The 20303-nt window shown below is 66.1% G+C and carries 17 protein-coding genes; 10 read left to right on the forward strand and 7 right to left on the reverse strand.

Going from position 1 to position 20303, the window contains the following annotated elements:
• Nucleotides 1-44 precede the first annotated feature (44 nt).
• Entirely contained in the window at nucleotides 45-2429 is a 2385-nt protein-coding gene (locus Q7V20_RS17950; RefSeq protein WP_304794363.1) for a DUF349 domain-containing protein, read from the forward strand.
• Here Q7V20_RS17950 and Q7V20_RS17955 read toward each other — a convergent pair.
• Together Q7V20_RS17955 and Q7V20_RS17960 are read right to left on the reverse strand one after the other, a co-directional pair.
• A complete protein-coding gene (locus tag Q7V20_RS17955; RefSeq protein WP_304794366.1) occupies nucleotides 2392-4860 on the reverse strand; it encodes an EAL domain-containing protein in 2469 nt (822 codons plus the stop codon). The genes Q7V20_RS17950 and Q7V20_RS17955 overlap by 38 nt on opposite strands.
• Nucleotides 4861-4972: 112 nt before the next feature.
• The gene (locus Q7V20_RS17960; protein ID WP_304794368.1) at nucleotides 4973-5617 is read right to left on the reverse strand and encodes an NAD(P)-dependent oxidoreductase; all 645 of its coding nucleotides are present in this window, start codon (nucleotides 5615-5617) and stop codon (nucleotides 4973-4975) included.
• A 103-nt stretch (nucleotides 5618-5720) separates the two neighbouring features.
• Between Q7V20_RS17960 and Q7V20_RS17965 the strand changes: the two genes are divergently transcribed.
• From Q7V20_RS17965 to cydX, 7 genes are all read left to right on the forward strand, one after another.
• Nucleotides 5721-6659 (forward strand): LysR family transcriptional regulator, encoded by a 939-nt coding sequence (locus Q7V20_RS17965; RefSeq protein WP_370652495.1) that lies wholly within the window; start codon nucleotides 5721-5723, stop codon nucleotides 6657-6659.
• A gap of 73 nt (nucleotides 6660-6732) precedes the next feature.
• Nucleotides 6733-7662: a PEP-CTERM sorting domain-containing protein gene (locus Q7V20_RS17970; protein WP_304794371.1), complete on the forward strand. Its 930-nt coding sequence runs from the start codon at nucleotides 6733-6735 to the stop codon at nucleotides 7660-7662.
• 141 nt (nucleotides 7663-7803) lie between these two features.
• Nucleotides 7804-9519 carry a thiol reductant ABC exporter subunit CydD gene (gene cydD, locus Q7V20_RS17975; protein WP_304794373.1) on the forward strand — a complete coding sequence of 572 codons (1716 nt, stop codon included), beginning with the start codon at nucleotides 7804-7806 and terminating at the stop codon, nucleotides 9517-9519.
• A complete protein-coding gene (locus Q7V20_RS17980; protein WP_304794376.1) occupies nucleotides 9516-11210 on the forward strand; it encodes an amino acid ABC transporter ATP-binding/permease protein in 1695 nt (564 codons plus the stop codon). Before cydD ends, Q7V20_RS17980 begins: the two co-directional genes overlap by 4 nt.
• 43 nt (nucleotides 11211-11253) lie before the next feature.
• Complete coding sequence (locus Q7V20_RS17985; RefSeq protein ID WP_304794379.1) at nucleotides 11254-12810, forward strand: cytochrome ubiquinol oxidase subunit I; 1557 nt, start codon at nucleotides 11254-11256, stop codon at nucleotides 12808-12810.
• Nucleotides 12811-12823: 13 nt separating this feature from the next.
• The gene (cydB, locus tag Q7V20_RS17990; protein WP_304794381.1) at nucleotides 12824-13978 is read left to right on the forward strand and encodes a cytochrome d ubiquinol oxidase subunit II; all 1155 of its coding nucleotides are present in this window, start codon (nucleotides 12824-12826) and stop codon (nucleotides 13976-13978) included.
• 33 nt (nucleotides 13979-14011) lie between these two features.
• Entirely contained in the window at nucleotides 14012-14140 is a 129-nt protein-coding gene (gene cydX / locus Q7V20_RS17995; protein WP_304794384.1) for a cytochrome bd-I oxidase subunit CydX, read from the forward strand.
• Here the strand turns inward: cydX and Q7V20_RS18000 are convergent.
• Together Q7V20_RS18000 and Q7V20_RS18005 are read right to left on the reverse strand one after the other, a co-directional pair.
• Nucleotides 14137-14709, reverse strand: coding sequence for a GbsR/MarR family transcriptional regulator (locus Q7V20_RS18000; RefSeq protein WP_304794387.1), 573 nt, complete (start codon nucleotides 14707-14709; stop codon nucleotides 14137-14139). The genes cydX and Q7V20_RS18000 overlap by 4 nt on opposite strands.
• Before the next feature lie 85 nt (nucleotides 14710-14794).
• Complete coding sequence (locus Q7V20_RS18005) at nucleotides 14795-15085, reverse strand: DUF2845 domain-containing protein (RefSeq protein WP_304794390.1); 291 nt, start codon at nucleotides 15083-15085, stop codon at nucleotides 14795-14797.
• A 389-nt stretch (nucleotides 15086-15474) separates the two neighbouring features.
• Between Q7V20_RS18005 and Q7V20_RS18010 the strand changes: the two genes are divergently transcribed.
• Both Q7V20_RS18010 and Q7V20_RS18015 read left to right on the forward strand, forming a co-directional pair.
• Nucleotides 15475-15753, forward strand: coding sequence for a hypothetical protein (locus Q7V20_RS18010; RefSeq protein ID WP_304794392.1), 279 nt, complete (start codon nucleotides 15475-15477; stop codon nucleotides 15751-15753).
• A gap of 15 nt (nucleotides 15754-15768) precedes the next feature.
• The gene (locus Q7V20_RS18015; protein ID WP_304794394.1) at nucleotides 15769-16155 is read left to right on the forward strand and encodes a thioredoxin family protein; all 387 of its coding nucleotides are present in this window, start codon (nucleotides 15769-15771) and stop codon (nucleotides 16153-16155) included.
• 17 nt (nucleotides 16156-16172) lie between these two features.
• Here Q7V20_RS18015 and Q7V20_RS18020 read toward each other — a convergent pair whose 3' ends face one another.
• The 3 genes from Q7V20_RS18020 to Q7V20_RS18030 form a co-directional block, all read right to left on the reverse strand.
• Entirely contained in the window at nucleotides 16173-18584 is a 2412-nt protein-coding gene (locus tag Q7V20_RS18020) for an EAL domain-containing protein (RefSeq protein WP_304794397.1), read from the reverse strand.
• Nucleotides 18585-18588: 4 nt separating this feature from the next.
• Nucleotides 18589-18780 carry a hypothetical protein gene (locus tag Q7V20_RS18025; protein WP_304794400.1) on the reverse strand — a complete coding sequence of 64 codons (192 nt, stop codon included), beginning with the start codon at nucleotides 18778-18780 and terminating at the stop codon, nucleotides 18589-18591.
• Nucleotides 18781-18902: 122 nt separating this feature from the next.
• Nucleotides 18903-20258, reverse strand: a complete 1356-nt coding sequence (locus Q7V20_RS18030) for a condensation domain-containing protein (RefSeq protein ID WP_304794403.1) — start codon at nucleotides 20256-20258, stop codon at nucleotides 18903-18905.
• Between the last annotated feature and the right edge of the window lie 45 nt (nucleotides 20259-20303).

Genomic DNA, 20303 nt, shown 5'->3' on the forward strand with positions numbered 1-20303 from the left:
CGCTGGCACCATCGGCCTTTTGCCCGACCGAGACGCGCCACACCATGTTGAGCTGGATATTCAAGAAGAAAAAAGCAAGCCCGCCCGTGATCGCCGCCCTGCCTGCGGCCAGTGACGAAGCGGCCGCGTCGGCCCGGCAGGCGGCCGCCAATGTGGCCTCGGTGTGGTCGGGGCGCCTGCACCGTGCTTTGGGGGATGACGCCGCCCTGCTGATCCTGGCCAAGGAGGCGCCGACGGCCGACCTCAAGCTGGCCGCCGTGCAGGCCTTGTCCACCGAGGCGGGGTTGAAATCGGCCGAGCGCGAGTTCCGCACCCACGATCGCCGGGTGCACCAATTGGCCCGGCAGCGCCATGCCCATGCCAAGGCCACGCGGGAGGTGGCCGAGCGCGCCACTGCCTTGATCAGCAATGCCGCTGTTTTGCTGGATGCCCCGGTGATCCCGGTCAACCGCCTGGTCGAGTTCGACCGGGGCTGGCAGGCGCTGGACGCCAGCTTGCTGTCGGCTGCCCACCAGGCCGAGTACTCGGCTTTGGCGGGGCAGTTGTCGGCCGCCATGCAGGCGCAAAGCGACCAGCGCGCGGCGGCCTTGGCGGCGCAGGCCGAGGCGGCTGCGGCTGCTGAAGCGGCAGCCCTGGCTCAAGCGCAAGCGCTGGAGGCGCAGGCATTGGCGGCGTTGGCCCAGGAGGCACTGACGCGCCCGGCCGTTTCGCCATCCGATGAGGCCGAGACCACGACCACGCCGCCCAAAGCACCCAAGGCGCCCACGGCCGAGCACAGCGCTTTGATTGAATCCGCTTTGCAGCAAGCCGAAGCCGCGCTGCTGGATGGCCACCTGAAGCAGGTGCAAAGCCACCTGATGAACCTGGACCGCTTGTCCACCGAGGGCATGGGCCCCGCGCACCGCGCGCGCCTTCAGGCCGTGCAAGCCGAAGCGGGCCGCATGAAGGGCTGGCAGCAATGGAGCGGCGGGCTGGCCCGAGACGACCTGGTCCTGGAGGCCGAAGCCTTGGCCAAAGCCACAACGGTGGCCACCGAGACGGGCGAGCCCAAGCTTCAAGCCCGGGCGCAGGCCGAGGCCATCGACGATTTGCGCCAGCGCTGGAAAGAGCTTGACCGCCTGGCGGCCGCCACCAGCCAGCCGCTGTGGGAGCGCTTTGACGCGGCCCTTCAAACTGCCTACCTGCCGGTGGCCGCCCACCTCGCGCAGTTGGAGGCCGATCGGCAGGCCAACCTGGCATTGCGCGGTGGCTTGTTGGACACGCTGGACGCCACGCCCTTGGAAGCCAACACCGACACCGCTGCCGAGTCCTCACCCTGGAAAGACCTGGTCCGCGCGCTGGACCAGTTCCACCAGGCCTGGCGCAAGTTGGGCCCGGTGGAGCACACCGTGCCACGCAAGGCGCAGAAGGCCTTGCTGGCCCGTTTGGCGGCCAGTGTGGCGCGCCTGGAGGTGCCGCTTCAAGCCGCCCGCCGCGTGGCGCAAACCGAGCGCGAAGCCCTGGTCGCGCGGGCCAAGGCGCTCACCGAAACTGGCCGACTGCACCCGGCCGAGCAATTGGCCCAGGTGCGCGAGTTGCAGGCCGAGTGGCAAGCCCATGCGCGCGGCTTGCCTTTGGCGCGCCCCCTGGAGGCCTCGCTGTGGGACCAGTTCAAGGCCGCGACCGATGCCGTCTATGCCCAACGTGAAGCCGCCTTCAGTGCCCGCGATGAAGCCCTGCAGGCCAACCTGGCGGCCCGTGTGAGCTTGATCGAGCGCCTGGAAGCCATCGCACCCGACAGCCCGGTGGTCGACATCACGAACACCTTGAAGCAGCTGGACGCGGCCTGGCGCCAAGCGGGCGAAGCGCCCCGGGCACAAGCCGCCGCGCTGGAGTCGAGGTATCGGGCTGCACGCGCTGGCGCGCAGGCCATCGTGGCCGACAGTGCTCAGCGCGTGTGGCAGGCCACCTGCGACACCTTGCACGCCAAGCTCATGCTGTGCGAAGCGCTGGAGTCTGTTCAGGCCTTGGCCGATGCCGATGTGCGCAACCGTTGGGCGGCCTTGCCGGTGTTGCCACCCTTGTGGGAGCAAGCCCTGACCCAGCGCATGGACCGCATGGCCGCTGCTGATGGCGCGCCATCAAGTGCAGGCTTGAGTGCTGACAACACCGCAGCAGACGAGGCCTTGCTGCAACTTGAAGCCGCGCTGGACCTGCCCTCGCCACCCGAGCATCAGGCCAGCCGCCGTGACCTCAAACTGCGTGCGTTGAAAGCCGCGCTGGAAGGTGGTCAGGTCCGCGCGGGTGCTGCGCCGAGCGTTGATCAGATGACGGCCCAGGTGGTCGGCTTGCCTCGCCTCAGTGCCCCGCAACGCCTGCGGCTGCACAACCTGATCACGGGGCTGCGCACTGTCAAGCCGGAGGCTTCCAGTTCCCCATCAGCGCGGTGAAATCGTCCACCGGCACGGGCTTGCTGTACAGGTAGCCTTGCGCCAGCTCGCAGCCCAGGGCGTTGAGCTCATCGCGCTGCGCGCCCGTCTCCACGCCTTCGGCCACCAGGGTCATGCGCAGGCCGCGGGCCAGGCTGATGATGGCCTGCACCAGGGCGGCGCTGTCCGAGTTGGTGGTCAGCTCGCGGATGAAAGAGCGGTCGATCTTGAGCACGTTGACCGGGAAGCGCGCCAGGTAGCTCAGCGATGAATAGCCGGTGCCAAAGTCGTCGATGGCGATGCTGATGCCCAGGTGGTGCAGGCGCTGCAAGGTGGCGCGGATGTCGGTGGGATCGTTGAGCAGCAGGCTCTCGGTGATCTCCAGTTCGATCCATTCGGGCTTGCAGCCGGTGGCCTCCATGGCGGCGTACACCGTGGCCACCAGGTCGTTGTTGTAGAACTGCTTGGGCGACAGGTTCACCGCGATCTTCAGGGGTTTGGCGGCGTGCTCATTCCATTTCTGGGTGGCCGCGAAGGCCGTGTGCAAGGCCCATTCGCCCATGCCCAGGATCAGGCCCGTGTCTTCCGCGATGCTGATGAACTGGTCGGGCGGCACCAGGCCGCGCGTGGGATGGCGCCAACGCATCAGGGCTTCGGCACCCACCATCTCGCCGGTCACCAGGTCCACCTTGGGTTGGTAGAACAGCTCCAGCTCCGAGCGCACCACGGCCTTGCGCAAGTCGCTCTCGATCTTCAGGCGTTCGCGTGCGCTGCTGGTCAGCTCGGGCGAGTAGTACTGGAAGTTGTCGCGGCCGCAGCGCTTGGCATGGTGCATGGCCGCCTCGGCGTGGGCGATCAACTCGTTGGCGGCCACACCATCAAAGGGGAAGACGGCGATGCCGGCGCTGGCGGTCACCATGATCTCGGTGTCGGCCAGGTGGATGGGCACGCGGAAGGCGTTCTTCAGGTGGCTCAAGGTCACGCCCACGTCCAGCGCCTGGCGGATCTTGGGCACCACGATGGCGAACTCGTCGCCGCCAATGCGGGCCACCGTGTCGTAGCCACGCAGGTGCTGGCTCAGGCGGCTGGCAATGGCTTTCAGCAAGGCGTCGCCCGTGGGTTGGCCCAGTGAGTCGTTCACCTTCTGGAAGTTGTCGATGCCCAGGATCACCAGGCCGAAGGTCAGCTGGTGGCGGGTCGAATCCGAGATGGCCTGTTGCAGCGCATTGCGCAGCATGGCGCGGTTGGGCAGGTGGGTCAGGGCATCGTAGTAGGCCAGTTGGTGGGTCTGGCGTTCCAGGGTGCGCAGGGCGGTCATGTCCTGCGTCACACCCATCACGCGGACCGGTCGGCCCTTGTCCGTGTACTCGATGCGAACCCAGCTGTGCAATTCATTGAGCGAGCCGTTGGCGCCGGTCAAGCTGTGGTCGTGGCGGAACTCGGTGCGCTGCTGTTCCACGGCGTGGCGGTAGGCCTCGACGTTGCTGCTGACCTGTCCGGCGGGAAAGTAGTCCAGCAGGTCGTTGAAGCTCAAGTCCTGGTCTTGGGGCAGGCCCAGCAGGTCGCGGCCCACGCTGCTGATCTGGGCTTGTTTGAGCACCAGGTCCAGGCTCCAGTGGCCGATGCGGGCCATGCGTTGCGCGTCTTCCAGCTGACTCTGCGCCTCTTTGAGGGCGGAGATGTCGCGGCCGATGGTGAAGGCGCCAATGACTTCACCTTGGGCATTGCGCGTGGGCACGATGGCCAGGTCGGCGATGCCACGGATCATGCCGCGTTCATTGAAGTAGTAGTAGGTGTACAGGTGGCGGCGGCGGGTACCTTCGCTCATGCAGGTGCGCAACTCGGCCTCCAGGCCGCGCGCTTGTTCGCTGTCGGAGTCGTCGGTGGGGCGGCGCCCCAAAAAGGCCTCGGCCGGCACGCCACTCAGGCGCAGCATGGCTGGGTTCACGTAGGTGCGTCGGCATTCCAGGTCAAAGTGCGCAATGGTGTCGGGTGTGGCGTCTTCCAGGGCCTTGAGGTTGCTGCCGGCTTGAAGCAAGGTCTCGGACCGCTTGTGCTGGGTCAGGTCCTGCACCACCGCGAACAAGCAGGTGGGTTCACCGTCATCGGAGTAGCTGATCTCGCCCTGGTAGTGAAGATGGCGGGTCTGTCCGCCATGGATCACCGAGCATTGGTACTGGATGTGGGTGCGGCGGTGTTTGAAGGCGCCGCGCCACAGTTGCTGGATGTTGTCCTGCTCATGCTCGGGGTGCAGGCGCAGCAGCTCCAGGGCAGAGGGCGCCCAGCCGATGGGCTGGCCCAGCATCTCGCACAGGCGTGGCGATACAAAGGAAGTCTGGCCCACGAAGTCGAACTCCAGCGAGCCAATCTGGGCCATGGTCTGCGCCCGGTCCCAATGGGCATGGGCATCAAGGCTGTTCTTCGCGGTGACGGTGGGCAGGTGCTTTGGCATGAAGTCCCTCAAGTGGAGGCCTGCGTGTCGAGCAATGCACCCTTTGCAACGACACCTTGGCCCCACTCTTATCGGCCAAGGTGTAAGTGACTTGAGGGCCTGTCTGATGCCGTCAGTGCGCTGCCGTGAAGCGTTGCTTCAAATGCCGGTTTTGTTCCAGCTCGTCCACGATGGCCACGGCCAGGTCGGCGGTGGAGATGCGCCCGGGGCCGCCTTCGGCCGCTTGCAAGGGCGCGTCACCGCCCAGCCGATACTGGCCCGTGCGTTCACCGGGTTCCAGCACGATGGGGGGCGACACGAAGGTCCAATCCAGCGACGACTCGGCCTGCAACTCGGTCAGGGCCTGGCGCGCGGCCAGGGCGCCTTGCTTCCACTCGGCGGGGAACTCGGGCGTGTCCACCAGTTGCAGGCCCGGCGCCACGAACAAGCTGCCGGCGCCTCCCACCACCAGCAGCCGCTTGACCCCGGCCGCCTTCACGCCTGCCACGATGGCGCGGGCGCCGCGCAGGAACTGGTCGTGCAGATCGGGCACGGACCAACCGGGGTTGTAGGCGCTGACCACCGCGTCCTGGCCCTGGATGGCGCGGGCCACCTCATCGGCGTTCTGCGCGTCAGCCTGGACCACGGTGAGTCCGGGGGCCGGTGCGAGTTTGCCGGGGGTGCGGGCCAGCACGGTGACCTGGTGGTCGCGCCTGAGCAATTCAGCCAGCACGGCCGATCCGACAAAACCCGTGGCGCCAATCAATGCGATCTTCATGGTGATCTCTCCGTTGCGTTGCAATGGCTCAACGATAAGAGCTTCACAATCCAGGGGGAAGTCCCGAGAATAGGCTTTCATTGTTTAGAAAAACTGCACAGTCGTGATCGATCAACTCAAGCGCATGGCCACCTTCGCCGCCGTGGTCGAGCAGGGTTCCTTCAGTGGTGCCGCCCGCGCGCTGGGCACCACCACCTCGGCCGTCAGCCAGCACATCCGCGCGCTGGAGCAAGAGGTAGGGGTGACGCTGCTGGTGCGTTCCACCCGTCAGATGGCCCTGACCACGGCGGGCCAGCGTTTTCACGAGGGCTGCGCCGACATGGTGGCCGCTGCCCGCCGCGCTGGCCAGACCTTGCTGGAAATGCGCGACGCGCCCGTGGGTGAATTGCGCATGACCGCGCCCGCCGGTTTCGCGCGTGTGCTGGGCGAGGCCTTGCAGCCTTTGCTTCACCACCATCCCCAGCTGTGCCTGCACCTGCTGGCCGACGATGCCTATACCGACCTGGTGGCCGAGCGCGTGGACCTGGCCCTGCGCTTTGGCCGCCTGCCCGATTCAAACTGGGTGGCACAGCCGCTGGGCCACCTGCGCATGCAGCTGTGCGCGGCGCCGGGCTACCTCACGCGCCACGGCATCCCGGTCCACCCCGACGACCTGGCCCACCACGATGCCGTGCTGCTCAACACGGGCCGGGTGGCCTCGCACTTGAACCTGCTGGACCCGTCAGGCCTGGCCGTGGCCGTCAAACCTGCCTGGCGCAATCGCCTGAGCAGCAACAGCCAATCCTGGGTGCAGCACATGTGCGAGGCGGGCATGGGTGTGGCCGTGCTGGCCGCACACGACACGGTCGACACCCTGCGCGAAGGCCGCGTGGTGCCCGTGCTGCCGGGCTGGTCACTGCCGCCCTTGCCGGTCTACGCCTTGACTCCGCAGCGTGGCGCGCAGCCCGCCAAGGTGCGCCTGGCGCTGGAGGCTTTGCTGGCGCACATGGCGCAGTGGCCGGTTTCGGTTTATTCACCGCGCCAGGATGGACTGCATTCATAGGGATGGCGCTGATCGGGGGGTGGCCAGCAAAATCAATGTGATCGTTGCTGACCCGACCCAAAGGATGCTCCCCATGAAACGCTCGACACGCCCCTTGTTTGACCACGCCAAATCCATCATCGGCGCCACCGCGCTGGCGCTGTGTGGCGGCGCAGCGGTGGCGGCCCAGACCTCCATCCAGGCCTCAGCCGCCGCCGGCTTCGGCGTTGATGTCATCAATGTGAGCGACTACCGGCCTTATCAGGACGGCACCAGCACCGCCACTCAATACGCGAATGCCTACTGGGGCCAGGCCGGCTACTCGGTGTTCGCGGATTTTGGCGCCTTGCATGTTTTTGCCACCGCCGCCACGCGGGGCAGCGACAACTACGGGGGCTATGAAGGCTGGGATTCGATTGTCACGGCGATGGCCTTCGCCGAAGACAAGGTCACCTTCACCGCGCCAGCGGGCGTGGAATGGGTTGAGTTCAACCTGTCGCTGAACCTGCACGGCAGCTTTGCCGGGACCAGCCGATCACGAGGCTGGCTGGAGGCCGAACTGGGCGGCTCCAACTACCTGCCCCTGGAAGGGCAGTCGTACTCGTCGGGGGTGAGTGCTGGCACGTACTTTGGCATGGCACCACCGCTGGGCCGCAGCGAAGTGCTGAGTGCCCAGCGAACCTACCGCGCGGCTGCGGGCAGCACGATCACGCTGCGTTACTCGCTCTCAGGCGTGGCCCACGCCATGTCGCCACCCGCCCAGGCGGGCATTTTGCCGCCGAGCAGCATGACGACCGACGGTGGCAACACGGCGCGCGTGGGCCTCACCGTCCTCACCCCGGGGGCGAGCTTCCTGGCTGAAAGTGGCGCCAGCTATGCGCCCGTGCCCGAACCATCGACCCTGGTGATGTTCGGGGTGGGTTTGTTGGGCCTGTCGGTTTGGCGCGTGCGTCGCCTCAGCACCACTGATCATTGGTCAGCCTGCTCGGCGGCGGTGTGCCAAATGCGCGTGGCCGGGTCGTGAAACCGCCCGGCAGGCGGAACTGCCGTGGGTGGGATGACCGATGGTTGGGCAATCGGTCCTACTGGCGCAGAAGTTCGGCCTGATTTATAATTGCGTAGTTTCAGTAATTTCTGAAATTACAATCAATCAAAAAACTTAACCATGAACCCGCTCTCGCCTTCAGCCGCACTGCGCGCCTTGCAGCGCTCTGGTGTGGCTGGTGTGGTGCAAGGTGCTGCAGCCCTGCTCTGGGTGCCGCAGGCGGCCCTGCTGGGGTGGGCGGTGCAAAGTCTGGCGAATGGCCGGGGGATGAAGGCGGTGCTGCTGTCGGCACTCGGCGTCCTGTTGCTGGGCCTGCTTCGCGCAGCCATGGAGGCATGGGGTGCGCGCAGGGTGTTTTCGAACGCGCGCGCTCAGTTGTCGGTGGTGCGGCGCCAGGTGGCCGACGCGATCGTTGCGCGCTCACCGTTCGACGTGGATCGCCCGGCCTCGGGGCTGGTGGCCAGCGTGATCGCGGAACAGGCCGAGGCGCTCATGCCTTATCTCGTTCGGTATGGGCAGGCGCGTTGGCGCACGACCTTTGTGCCGCCGGTCATCCTGATGGTGGTCGCATGGTGGTCCTGGGTCGCGGCCCTGGTCCTGCTCGTGGCGGCCCCGCTGATCCCATTGTTCATGGTGATCGTTGGCTGGCGTGCCAAGGCCGCCAGCGAAGCACACATGGTGGAAGTGGGCGGCATGAACGCCTTCCTGCTCGACCGGCTGCGTGGCCTGGCGACCTTGCGCGCGCTGGATGCCGTGGACGCGACCGCGCTGCGGCTGGGCGAGGCGGCGCAGTCGTTGCGGCACCGGACCATGGCCGTGCTTCGCATCGCCTTCCTCTCTTCCGCGGTGCTGGAATTGTTCTCCGCGTTGGGCGTGGCGATGGTCGCGGCCTATGTGGGCTTTCACCTGTTGGGCATGCTGGGCTTTGGCGCATGGGGGCAGCGTTTGAGTTTGGGCGAGGGCTTGTTCATTCTGCTGCTCGCACCGGCCTTCTTCGAGCCCCTGCGGGAACTGTCAGCCGTGTGGCACGACCGCGCGGCTGGTGAGGCCGCCCTCGCATCGCTGGACAGCCTGGCGCAGGGCGGCGTGCCCTTGCTGGGCGCCGTGCTGCCCACGGCCGCGTTGTCCGGCGAGGTGTCGGCCGACCCGCCGGCCTTGGCCATCCAAGGGCTGCGGTTTGCCTACCCTGGCCAGTCTCCGGTGTTCGAGGGCTTCGACCTGCAAATCGCCGCTGGTGAGCAGGTCGCGCTGCTCGCGCCCAGCGGCGGTGGCAAGACATCGCTCTTGGGCCTGATCGCGGGGCTGCTGCCATCGTCCCAGGGCGTTATCCGGATCGGCGGCGTAGCGATGTCCGACGCCACGGCCGCCGCCTTGCGTGGGCGCATGGCCTGGATGGGACAGAAGCCACACGTGTTCGCCGGCTCGGTGCGGGCCAATGTGACGATGGGGCGCCGAGGCATGGATGCCATGCCGGTGGCGGCGGCCATGCGCTTCGCCTCTTTGGAGGATGTCACGCAGGCGCATCCGGGCGTGGCGCTGGGCGAAGGGGGCGCGGGCTTGTCGGGCGGCGAAATCGTGCGGCTGGCCCTTGCCAGGCTGGCCCTGCAACCCGAGGCCGACCTGCTGTTGGTTGACGAGCCCACCGCCCACCTGGACGCCGCGACCGCGTCCCGTGTGGTCGACGCGTTGATCACGCTGGCCCAGGGCAGGACCTTGATCGTGGCCACGCACGATCCCATGCTCGCCGCCCGGATGGGCCGCGTGATTCAGCTTGGTGGCGCGGCTTCGGGGGCGATGGCCCCTGCCCAGCCCCTCGCGGACCTGGCGGTGGCATGAAGAAGCTCACAGGCGATCTCCGGCTGGTGATGGGGGCGTTGCTGGGTATGCAGGCACGGCAGTTGGCGCTGGGCGCCGCTTTGGCCTCGCTCACGGTGCTCATGGGCATGGCACTGCTCGGCCTGTCGGGATGGTTCATCACCGCCACGGCCTTGGCCGGGATGCAGGCCAGCACCGCCATCGGCTTCGACGTGTTCATGCCCTCGGCCGGCATCCGGCTGTTGGCCATCGGCCGAACCGGAGCACGCTACGGCGAGCGGCTGGTGACCCACGACGCCACCTTCGCGGCCTTGGCCGCACTGCGTGAGCGCCTGTTCCGGGGCTGGGCACGGCCCGAGGCTGCGCACCAGTTGCTGGCCCGGCCCGCACGCCTGTTGTTCCGCCTGACCGCCGACATCGACGCGCTGGAGACCGTGTACCTTCGCTTGCTGGTGCCTGTCGCCGCTGCTCTTGGCGCGGCTTTGCTCGCCGGTGTGGTGCTGGGCTTCATGCACGTGTGGCTGGGGATGCTGCTGGCGCTCTGGCTGGTCGGTGCGGGCTGGGGCATCGCGGCGGTCACCGCACGCCGGGCGCAAGCGCCTTCCGTGCGGCGCGCCCACGCCATCGAAGCGCTGCGCTCGCGTGCGGTCGACCTCGTGGCGGGGCAGACTGAATTGGTCATGGCCGGCCGGCAGAGCGCTCAATGCGAGGCGCTGGCTGCGGCCGACAATCGCCTGATGAAGGCGGACCTGGCGCTTCACCGGCTGGAGACCGGCGCCGGCGTGGCGTACGGCGCGGCGGGCACGCTGACGCTGGTGGCCGTGCTGCTGGCCGTGGGCCTGCTGGCCGACGAGGGCATCATTGGGGCGCCAGCCGCCGCACTGGCCTTGCTCGTGGCGTTGACCGCACTGGAGCCCTTCGCTGCTCTGCGCCGAGGTGCGCTCGAAGCCGGGCGCACCTGGCTGGCCGCGCGTCGGCTGGCGCCTTTGCTGGTCGCACCGCCCAACGGTGCTGCACCCGACCCGTCGGGCGGTCAGCACGAGGTGCTGTGCCTTCGCGGCGTGTGCGCGGCCCATCCCGGCAGTTCGGCCATCGCATTACAAGATGTGACGCTGACCTTGCGCCTGGGCGAACGTGTCGCAGTGGTCGGTCCCAGCGGCGCAGGCAAATCCACGCTGCTGGCCGTGATGGTCGGCGAACTCAAGCCGCTGGCAGGCCGACTCGAACGGCCGCCACTGAGCCTGCTCACGCAGCGCACCGAGTTGTTCCAGGACAGCCTGCGCGACAACCTGCGCCTGGCCGACTTGTCAGCTGATGACGCGCGCCTGTGGGCGGTGCTGGACGAGGCTGGCCTCGCGAGCGACGTGCGCGCGATGGCACAAACACTGGACACGCGGCTCGGCGAAGGCGGTCTCGGGCTTTCTGGCGGCCAGTCGCGCCGACTGGCCCTGGCCCGGCTGCTGTTGCGCCGCCCACGCTTTTGGTTGCTCGACGAGCCGACGGAGGCGCTTGACGCGCGGACCGCCCATGACGTGCTGCAGCGCTTGGCCGCGCACGCGGCGGGCCGGGGCCTGCTGATCGCGACGCACTTGCGCCGAGAGGCCGCGCTGGCCGACCGCATCGTCGTGCTTGAGGGCGGTCGCATCGTGGCCGACGTCCGGCGTGGCAACCCCGCATTCGATGCGGCGCTCGACGCGCTGCGTCCCGACTGATCCACGCAGACACCAGACCCGGAACACCCGACAGGAGAACCCCATGGACCTTGACATCGTCGCGCTGTCGCGACTGCAGTTCGCGCTCACCGCGCTCTACCACTTCCTATTCGTGCCCCTGACCATTGGCCTGTCCGTGATCTTGGCGATCATGGAGACGGTCTACGTGATGACCGGGCGCGTGGTCTGGCGCGACATGACCAAATTCTGGGGCGTGCTCTTCGGCATCAACTTCGCGATGGGCGTGGCCACGGGGATCGTCATGGAGTTCCAGTTCGGCATGAACTGGAGCTATTACAGTCACTATGTCGGTGACATCTTCGGGGCGCCGCTGGCCATCGAAGGGTTGATGGCCTTCTTCCTGGAGGCCACGTTCGTCGGCCTGTTCTTCTTCGGTTGGGACAAGCTCTCCAAGGTGGGCCACCTGATGACCACCTGGGCGGTTGCCATCGGCTCCAACTTCTCGGCGCTGTGGATCCTCATCGCCAATGGCTGGATGCAGAACCCGGTCGGCGCGGCGTTCAACCCGCAGACCATGCGCATGGAAGTGACCGACTTTTTCGCCGTGCTCACCAACCCGGTGGCCCAGGCCAAGTTCGTTCACACGGTGTCGGCGGGCTACACGGTGGCGGCGATCTTCGTGCTGGGCGTGTCGGCCTTCTACATGCTGCGTGGCGCGCACTTGCAGCTCGCCAAACGCTCGATGACGGTGGCCGCTTCCTTCGGCCTGGCGGCCTCGCTGTCGGTGGTGGTGTTGGGCGATGAGAGCGGTTACCTGTCGACCGAACATCAGAAGATGAAGCTGGCCTCGATCGAAGCCATGTGGAAGACCGAGCCGGCACCGGCCGCCTTCACGGTCTTCGGTTTTCCTGACCAGGAAGCGCGGGAGACGCATTTCGCGGTGCACATTCCGGCCGTGATGGGGCTGATCGGCACGCGGTCACTCACCACTGAAATCCCGGGCATCGAGGACCTCGTCAAGCTGGCCGAAGTGCGCATTCACGAGGGCATCAAAGCCTACGATGCGCTGCAGATCATCCGCGCCGCCGGTGGTGATGCCGCCATTCCTCCCGCGGCGCGCGAGGCCTTCGAAACGAATGGCCACTCGATGGGCTACGCGCTGTTGCTCAAGCGGTATGTGGATGATCCGCGCCAGGCCACGCCGGCGCAGATTGCTCAGGCCGCCTGGGACACGGTGCCTGCCGTCGCGCCGCTCTACTGGTCGTTCCGAATCATGGTGGCCTTGGGCCTGTTCTTCATCGCCCTGACGGCCACCTTCTTCGTGCTCTCTGCGCGCCGTCGGCTCGACGCGCATCGCTGGTTGCTCAAGGTCGCGGTGTTCGCCATTCCGCTGCCTTGGATCGCGGCCGAATGTGGCTGGATCGTGGCCGAGGTCGGTCGTCAGCCCTGGGTGATCGAAGGTGTGCTGCCGACAGCCGTGGCCGTCTCCAATCTGGGTGCGACCACGCTGCTGTTGACCATCGTCGGCTTCGTCGCCATCTACACGACGCTGCTCGTCATCGAGATGAAGTTGATGCTCAAGGCGATTCGCCAAGGCCCGCAGTTCGATCCCGTGTCGCCATTGCCCACCTCAAACTGAACCGGAGCACGCCATGATCCTGCACGAACTCCTTTCCTACGAAATCCTGCGCATGACCTGGTGGCTGCTGATCGGCGTGTTGCTGGTCGGCTTTGCCATCACGGACGGCTTTGACCTGGGCGCGGCCATGCTGCTGCCCTTTGCCGGCCGAAACGATGTCGAGCGTCGGGTGATCATCAACAGCGTCGGTCCAATCTGGGAAGGCAACCAGGTCTGGCTGATCCTGGGCGGCGGTGCGATCTTCGCCGCATGGCCGCAGCTGTATGCCGTTTCATTCTCTGGCTTTTACATGGCGATGTTCGTCGTGCTGGTGGGCCTGATCCTTCGGCCGGTGGCCTTCAAGTTCCGCAGCAAGCGAGAGGACGCACATTGGCGCGCCCGCTGGGATGGGGTGTTGTTCTTCACCGGCCTGGTGCCCGCGTTGATCTTCGGTGTGGCCGTGGGCAATGTGCTGCAAGGTGTGCCATTCCGCTTCTCGGACGACATGCACATCTTCTACGATGGCTCCTTCTGGGCCTTGCTCAACCCCTTTGCCCTGTTGTGCGGATTGGTCTCCGTGGCGATGCTGATCATGCACGGAGCGGCATGGCTGCAACTCAAGACCACCGATGCGGTGTCAGACCGCGCCCGACGCTACGGCGCTTGGGCAGCCCTGGCCACCATGGTGCTTTACGCCCTGGCCGGCTTCGCACTTTGGCGCTGGATCGACGGTTATGTCGTGACCAGTGATTTGGCCACGGACGGACCGTCAAATCCGATGCGCAAGACGGCCGCGCTGCAACATGGCGCCTGGTTGGCGAACTACCTGGCCAACGCTTGGCTCTGGTCGGCGCCGGCCTTGGGTCTGGTGGGCGCGATGCTCGCTGGCTTGGGCATGCGCTTGCGGCGTGAACTGCTCACGCTGCTGGCCAGCGCGCTCTCCATCGCTGGCATCATCCTCAGCGTGGGCGCGGCCATGTTCCCCTTCATCCTGCCCTCGTCGATCGACCCGCGCGCCAGCCTCACCGTGTGGGATTCCTCCTCCAGCCACCTCACGCTCTTCATCATGTTGGTGGTGACCGCGGTGTTCATCCCGATCATCGTGGCCTACACCAGTTGGGTCTACCACGTGCTGTGGGGCAAGGTCGATGCCGCGGCCATCCGCGAAGAACGCGGCCACGCCTATTGACCCTCGAACTTCAATCAAGGAAAGGAATTGACCATGTGGTATTTCGCCTGGATCCTGGGGCTGCCGCTGGCAGCAACCTTCGCGGTGCTCAACGCGATGTGGTTTGAACTGATGGAGGATGAAGCGGTGCGACACGACAAGCTGGACAAGCCTGCTGGCTAGCCAGGCTTCTTGGGCTTCGATCCGGTGATCCGGTCCTTCAGGGTCAGCACCTTGGTCACCGTTGCCCCCAGGTCCATCAGCCGCTGCGCGGTCTCGGGGGTCAGGCGCTGCACGTCGTCGAACCAGGTCATCAGGCGGGCAATGAGGTCGTGCATCTCCCGCATGCGTTCCTGGGCGTGGCGCTCTTCCTCGGTGGTGGGCTTCTCCAGGAGTGCATTGCGCAGCATCGACAGCGTGGGCTCAATTTCACGGCGGCGGCGCTCCTCGGCCAGCACCCGGAAGATTTCCCAGACATCGGAAGGGGCCTCGAAATACTCGCGCCGGTCACCCGGTTGGTGCCGCAGCTGCACCAGGCGCCAGCCCTGCAACTCTTTCAGGCCCATGCTCACGTTGGAGCGTGAGAACAAGAGCATCTCGGCGATCTCGTCCGCATTGAGCGGGCGCTGAGAGATGAAGATCAGCGCGTAGATCTGGCCCACCGTGCGGTTGATGCCCCACTTGCTGCCCATCTCGCCAAAGTGGGCGATGAACTCGCGGTTGAGGGGCGGGAGTGGGGATGATGTGGGCATGCTCTCGATTGTTGCTCAAAATGCTGAATGTTCAGGAATGGCAAGAAATACAGGGCGGCCCAGGTGGCGCCCGCCGCCCGATGGTTCATTTGACGCGCTCACCATACTTGATGGCGGTGAGCGTGCCGGACTCGAACCTCAGCGTGGTCATGAACTGACCCGTTCCCGGGTTGTAGGTCCATTCGTCGACAGACTCACATGCGGAGTTGATGACGGTGGTCGAACCATTCGCAGAAGGCGTCGACACCTGAGCATCCGGCTTTTTGCAGAATTGGTCCTTGATGACGGGCTCACCGCAGATGGACAGTGCGGAGGCCTTGGAGTCGCCCAGCTTGACCAGGTTGTTTTTGCAACGAAAAGAGCGGGTGTCGGCCATGGCGACGGTGGAGGCCGCACAAGCGATGAAGGCCAATATCGGAAGGCATGAGGAGCGCATGTTGAGGTCTTTCAGGGTGGTGGAGCACGGCGTTATGACGCCATCTTCTCAAAGATTGGAGCCGTCTCAAATCACGGGGCGATTCATGCCTGACCATGCGCAAGCCAGCTTCTCCTGACAGCCTGAGCTTTGAGGCGCCCACGCTGGCGGGTCAGTCGGTCACGTTGACGGGCAGCGTCGTCATCTAGGGGGCTTTGTCCGCCGCTGTTGCAGCGGGCTTTGGCGGCGCACAAGCCAGTTGGACCGGTTACGGTGGTGCCTTTGGGGTGGGGCTTGTCAACCAAGGCGTCAGGCAGGAATTCGCTGGCGGCGCGGTGCCAGCGGTCCCCATGAATGTGAATGGCTTCCTGTTTCCGATTGTCTCGACGCTCCAGTTTGATGCCCAGGGACATGCTGAAAGCAGCGTGCCTTTGACGGTCATTGTCGAGGCTCAAAGTGGCATAACGGGCCAGGGTTCCGCGACCGCAGGCGCGCAATTTGGCAACACCGTGTACTGGTCTGGCATCGACGGTTTCACCGTGAATGGCGAGACCTTCGCTGGTGACTACACGGTCACATCTGCTTCAGGCGCCAACTACCGGTTCTCAACCAGCCCGCGCCCCGCTTAGATATAGTGGGCAGCCATGAGCCATCCACCTGCCGCTTCGTCCTTGCCCAACGCACCCGCCCTGGATGTGGTGTGCCTGTGCGCGGCCTGGTGTGGCACCTGCGGCGAGTACGAAGCTTTGTTCAAGGCCTTGCAAGCGGCCTTGCCCGAGCACCGCTACCGCTGGATCGACATCGAGGATGAGTCCGACCTGGTCGGCGACATCGACGTCGAGACCTTTCCCACGCTGCTGGTGGCGCGGCAAGGGCAGGTGTTGTTCGCCGGGCCGGTGTTGCCCCGCCTGGTGGATGCGCAACGCTTGATCGAAGCGTTGCGGGCGAATAACGCTTCGCCGATGGCCCGCAGCATGCCCGCTGATCAGCTTGAGGCCTACGAGGCACTGGCCCGCGCGCTGCGCGCTTGAGCTCAACCAAGCCGCCGTCAGATCATCGCGGCGAATTCAGTGCCCAGCCACTCGTGCGTGGTGTCGGGCGGCGTCCAACCGCGCACCCAGTTGGCGAACAGCTCGGCGGGCATGGGGCGCGAGATCAGGAAGCCTTGCGCCTCGTCGCACGACAGACCGGCCAGCAGTTTCCAGGACTTGGCGTTCTCGACGCCTTCGGCCACCACGGTCAGGCCCAGGTTGTGGGCCAGGTCCACGGTCGAGCGCACGATCTTGGCGTCTTGCAGATCGCTCTCCATGTTCATCACGAAGGACTTGTCGATCTTGAGTTCGTCCACCGGCAGGCGCTTCAGGTAGGCCAGCGATGAATAGCCCGTGCCGAAATCGTCGATGGACAGTTTCAGGCCCATGGCGTGCAGCTTGTTCAGGGTGACCAACGCGCGTTGCGGGTCGTCCATGATGGCGCTTTCGGTGATCTCCATCACCAGCATGGCCGGGTTCACGGCGTGTTGGCTGAGCAGCTTGTCCAGCTTGGCGGGCAGATCCTGGTCCATCAAGTCGCGGGTCGACAGGTTGATGGCGATCTTCAAAGGCATGCCCGCGTCGCTGAGCTGTTTGCTGACGATGGCGGCCTGCTCGGTGATCCAGGCGGTGAGCACGCGCACGAAGCCGGTCTGCTCGGCGAAAGGGATGAAGCGCATGGGCGGCACGATGCCGCGCGTGGGGTGTTCCCAGCGCATCAGGGCTTCGGCGCCAATGCACTGGCCGGTGTGCAGGCTGATTTTGGGTTGCAGGTACAGGCGCAGCTGGTGGTTGTCGACGGCGTAACGCAACTCGCTCAGCAGGGTGAGGGACTCTTCGCTGGTCGAATCAAGACCCGGGTGGTAGGTGACGGTGCCGGCTTGCTGCTGCTTGGCGGCGTACATGGCCACTTCGGCGCGGCTGAGCAGGGTGTCGGCCTCCACGCCATGCTCGGGTGCGCTGGCGATGCCCACGCCCGCGCTCAGGTCCACCGTGTGGTCGTCCAGGGTGATGGGGCGCTCGAAGGCGCGCAGGATGCGTTGCGACACCGGGTAGGCCTGCTGCGCGCTGGTGCCTTGCAGCAGGATGGCGAACTCGTCGCCGCCCAGGCGGGCGAGCACGTCGCGCTCGCCCAGCACTTCGCTGGTCAGGCGTTCGGCCACGGAGCGCAGCAGGCGGTCGCCGAAGCGGTGGCCCAACACGTCGTTGACGTGCTTGAAGCGGTCCATGTCCAGCAGCAGCACGGTGCAGGGGGTCTGGTCTTCCTTGGCGCGCACGATGGCCTGGCGCAGGTCGTGGCGGAACTGTTCGCGGTTGGGCAGGTCGGTCAGTGCATCCTGGTAAGCCAGGCGGCGGATCTCGCCCTCGCGGGTCTGGATGGCCTGGCGCATGGTCTCGAAGGATTGCGCCAGCTCGCCGATCTCGTCGCGCGAGGACATCTTCACTTCGGCGCCATAGTCGCCCCGCTCCAGTCGGCGGGCCGAGTTGGACAGGATGCGCAAGGGCGTGGTGATGCGCCGCGCCGTGACGTAGCTGCCAAAGCCGAACACGGCGATGCCGACGGCGCTGAGCAACAGCAGGGTCAGCTTCAGCTCCATGTAGGGTGCCAGGGCCTGGTCCACCGAACGCATCAACAAGGCGGTGACAGGGGGTTGGCCGGGTGAGCCGGGCAGGATGAGCTGGTGGCCGCTGTACTCGGCGTTGGCCACTTGCAAGGTCAGGCCGCTGCTGCCACTGCTGGTGGGTTGCGTCCAGGCGGTGGCCAGCGCGGGCCAGTCCTTGGCCTCCAGCGTGGCCAGGCTCACATTCCAATCGCCATCGGGCTTGCGCAGCAGCAAGGACACGTCCAGGCCCGACAGGCCTTTCATGTCGGACAAGAGCTTGTCGCCAATCGGGAAGCCCATGCCCACCCAGCCGATGATGGCGGGCGCGCGCACGGGCACGGCGACGATCTGGTAAGGCTGGCCGTCGATGATTTCGACCTGGCGTTGGTCGGAGCCCGCGGCCACAGACTGGCGCGCGTAGCGCTGCACGGCGGCCACGAAATGGTCCGGCGATTGGATGGTGCTGGCGCGCACGTTGAACTGGGCGTCGGTGAACACGGCGGCGCTGGCCTTGATGCGCTCGCCGTGGTTGCTCAGGGCCGATTGCAGGGTTTCCTGGTCGCCCGTGGCCACCGCCGAGCGGAAGCCATAGTCGGCCGACAGCACGCGCGTGGCCTGCGCCAAGTTGTCGGCGTTCTGGCTGAGCAGGCGCAGGAACACCTTCTCGCCGGTCAGCAGCTCGGTGTGGATGGAGGCACGCGCATTGCGGTCAATGCTGTCCTGGATGAACCAATAGCTGACGGCCTGCACCACGATCAGCAAGCCCAGGTAGACCGCAACGATGCGGGCCTGCAGGCGGCGTGGGTTGATGAAGGCGGGCAGCATGAGGTCAGCGAGGGCGGTGAGGTTCAGTGCACCAGAGTTTGAGGGCTTCGGACAGCCAGGCGCCGCTGGTGGGCGCGGGCGTGGCCACGGTCCTGCCGGGGTGGCTGGTGGTGGCGCGTGACGAGGCCAGGCCTTGCGAGCGTGTGCTCGCGGGGGGCCTGCTGTTGGCATCGACTTGATCGAACCGCTGCTTCATACCGCGCCTCATTGCTCCAGAGATCTTTATCCGACCCATGGAATATCGGCATTGGCGGTGAGGTCTTGATGGGCTTGAGCGTGGTCATGGCGGTGCGGTGCCCCTTCAAATCGTGATCGCTGTCACGCAGCCGGGCTTGGCGGCGGGTTGGAGGTGATGACGCGCAACTGTTGGTCCAGGATCTGGAACAGGTTGCGGATGGCCTGTTCGTCAGTTTCGTCGTTTTGAAAGGCGACCGTGAAAAACAATTTGCCGCCCAGATTGACCAGGGCCAGCAGCAAGGCGGTGCTCAGCGTGGCGGGCCAGCATTCGGTCAGACGCACCTGGGCATTGGGAGGGTGGATGGCGTCCACGTTGCCCAGGTTGGTGAAGTGGCAGCTCAACACGGGCAGCGAGCCCTTGGCCTTGGACTTGACGATCAGGTGGCTGTACAAGGTGCGGCCCATCAGGGGCAGCCACTCGTAGGCGGTCAGGGGCAGGGCGTATTCCCGGCGCGCGTAGCGGGACAGGTGGTCCTTGACCTGCGCTTCGACCGATTCGACCTGCGCGGCCAAGGTGGGCTGGTGCTGAGAGCGCACCGTGAACGAGGACACGAAATTGCCGAACTCGGGCTGCTGTCCTTTGGGGAAGTAGCGCCGCAGATCCACCGAAATGCGGACAGCGGCCACGGCCTTCGGGTTGTCGGGCTCCAGGGCCAGGAAGGCGTTGGCCAGCAGGGCCACGACCAGGTTGTTGACCGTGGTGCCGGTTTGCTTGGCCACCACGCGCAGCTGGTCCGAGGTGGCGGGCAGCTCTTGGTAACGCACGCTGGTGGTGGTGTAGCGCGGGCTGCGTCGGCTGGCCAGGGTGATGATCTTCTGGCCCCGGCTGCTTTGGGCATCGCGCCGACCATTGCGCCACCAGCCAGCGATGCTGGCGGGCCATTGCGTCCACCTCACCGGCGTGACGGCGGCCACCATGCTGGACGATTCGAGCGGGCAGGGGGCGATGGGCTGGCCGCTGAGGCGCCCCATGAGCGCGGTGAGCATCTGCACCACCGAGCGGCCATCGCCGATGAGGTGGTGCACTGAGAAGACCAGCAGGGGCGTTTGCGGGTGCGGGATGAAACGGGCGCGCCAGGGCAGGCCGCGCTCCAGCGAGACGGCTTCGTTGATGAAGTCGCTGTGGAATTTTTCAAGGGCCGAGCGTGAATCGCCGTCGATGCCGTGCTGGACCCGGTAGGCGTCGTTGAAGAGCTGGTCCAGCCAAAGGTCGTCGGGCAGGATGCGCAACTGATAGGTGAAGGCGGTGGGCGTGACCACGCCACGCAGGCGCGGAAAGGCGGTGGTCAACTCGCGCAGGGCTTGGCGCAGCAGGGCCTCATCGACGGGGCGGTCGAAGCGCAGCATGAAGGGCATGTTGATCGGCCCCAGGTAGCCCTCGCCAGCCCAGTACAAATGCTCGGATCGGTTCAATGGAACCAGGGCGCCGTCGCTCAAGGGAGGCCTTTCTTTTAATGCGGGTCGTTCCGCAATATAACAAGC

This window comes from Aquabacterium sp., assembly GCF_030652515.1.
Classification (GTDB): Bacteria; Pseudomonadota; Gammaproteobacteria; order Burkholderiales; family Burkholderiaceae_C; genus Aquabacterium.

What these genes read in the sequence shown, in the direction of transcription:
- cydD (WP_304794373.1), top strand. Translation starts at nt 7,804, where the DNA reads ATGAACCCGCTCTCGCCTTCAGCCGCACTGCGCGCCTTGCAGCGCTCT.
- Q7V20_RS17960 (WP_304794368.1), bottom strand. Translation starts at nt 5,617, where the DNA reads ATGAAGATCGCATTGATTGGCGCCACGGGTTTTGTCGGATCGGCCGTG.
- Q7V20_RS18000 (WP_304794387.1), bottom strand. Translation starts at nt 14,709, where the DNA reads ATGCCCACATCATCCCCACTCCCGCCCCTCAACCGCGAGTTCATCGCC.
- Q7V20_RS17955 (WP_304794366.1), bottom strand. Translation starts at nt 4,860, where the DNA reads ATGCCAAAGCACCTGCCCACCGTCACCGCGAAGAACAGCCTTGATGCC.
- cydX (WP_304794384.1), top strand. Translation starts at nt 14,012, where the DNA reads ATGTGGTATTTCGCCTGGATCCTGGGGCTGCCGCTGGCAGCAACCTTC.
- Q7V20_RS17985 (WP_304794379.1), top strand. Translation starts at nt 11,254, where the DNA reads ATGGACCTTGACATCGTCGCGCTGTCGCGACTGCAGTTCGCGCTCACC.
- Q7V20_RS18015 (WP_304794394.1), top strand. Translation starts at nt 15,769, where the DNA reads ATGAGCCATCCACCTGCCGCTTCGTCCTTGCCCAACGCACCCGCCCTG.
- Q7V20_RS18005 (WP_304794390.1), bottom strand. Translation starts at nt 15,085, where the DNA reads ATGGCCGACACCCGCTCTTTTCGTTGCAAAAACAACCTGGTCAAGCTG.
- cydB (WP_304794381.1), top strand. Translation starts at nt 12,824, where the DNA reads ATGATCCTGCACGAACTCCTTTCCTACGAAATCCTGCGCATGACCTGG.
- Q7V20_RS17950 (WP_304794363.1), top strand. Translation starts at nt 45, where the DNA reads ATGTTGAGCTGGATATTCAAGAAGAAAAAAGCAAGCCCGCCCGTGATC.
- Q7V20_RS18020 (WP_304794397.1), bottom strand. Translation starts at nt 18,584, where the DNA reads ATGCTGCCCGCCTTCATCAACCCACGCCGCCTGCAGGCCCGCATCGTT.
- Q7V20_RS17980 (WP_304794376.1), top strand. Translation starts at nt 9,516, where the DNA reads ATGAAGAAGCTCACAGGCGATCTCCGGCTGGTGATGGGGGCGTTGCTG.
- Q7V20_RS18025 (WP_304794400.1), bottom strand. Translation starts at nt 18,780, where the DNA reads ATGAAGCAGCGGTTCGATCAAGTCGATGCCAACAGCAGGCCCCCCGCG.
- Q7V20_RS18010 (WP_304794392.1), top strand. Translation starts at nt 15,475, where the DNA reads ATGAATGTGAATGGCTTCCTGTTTCCGATTGTCTCGACGCTCCAGTTT.
- Q7V20_RS17970 (WP_304794371.1), top strand. Translation starts at nt 6,733, where the DNA reads ATGAAACGCTCGACACGCCCCTTGTTTGACCACGCCAAATCCATCATC.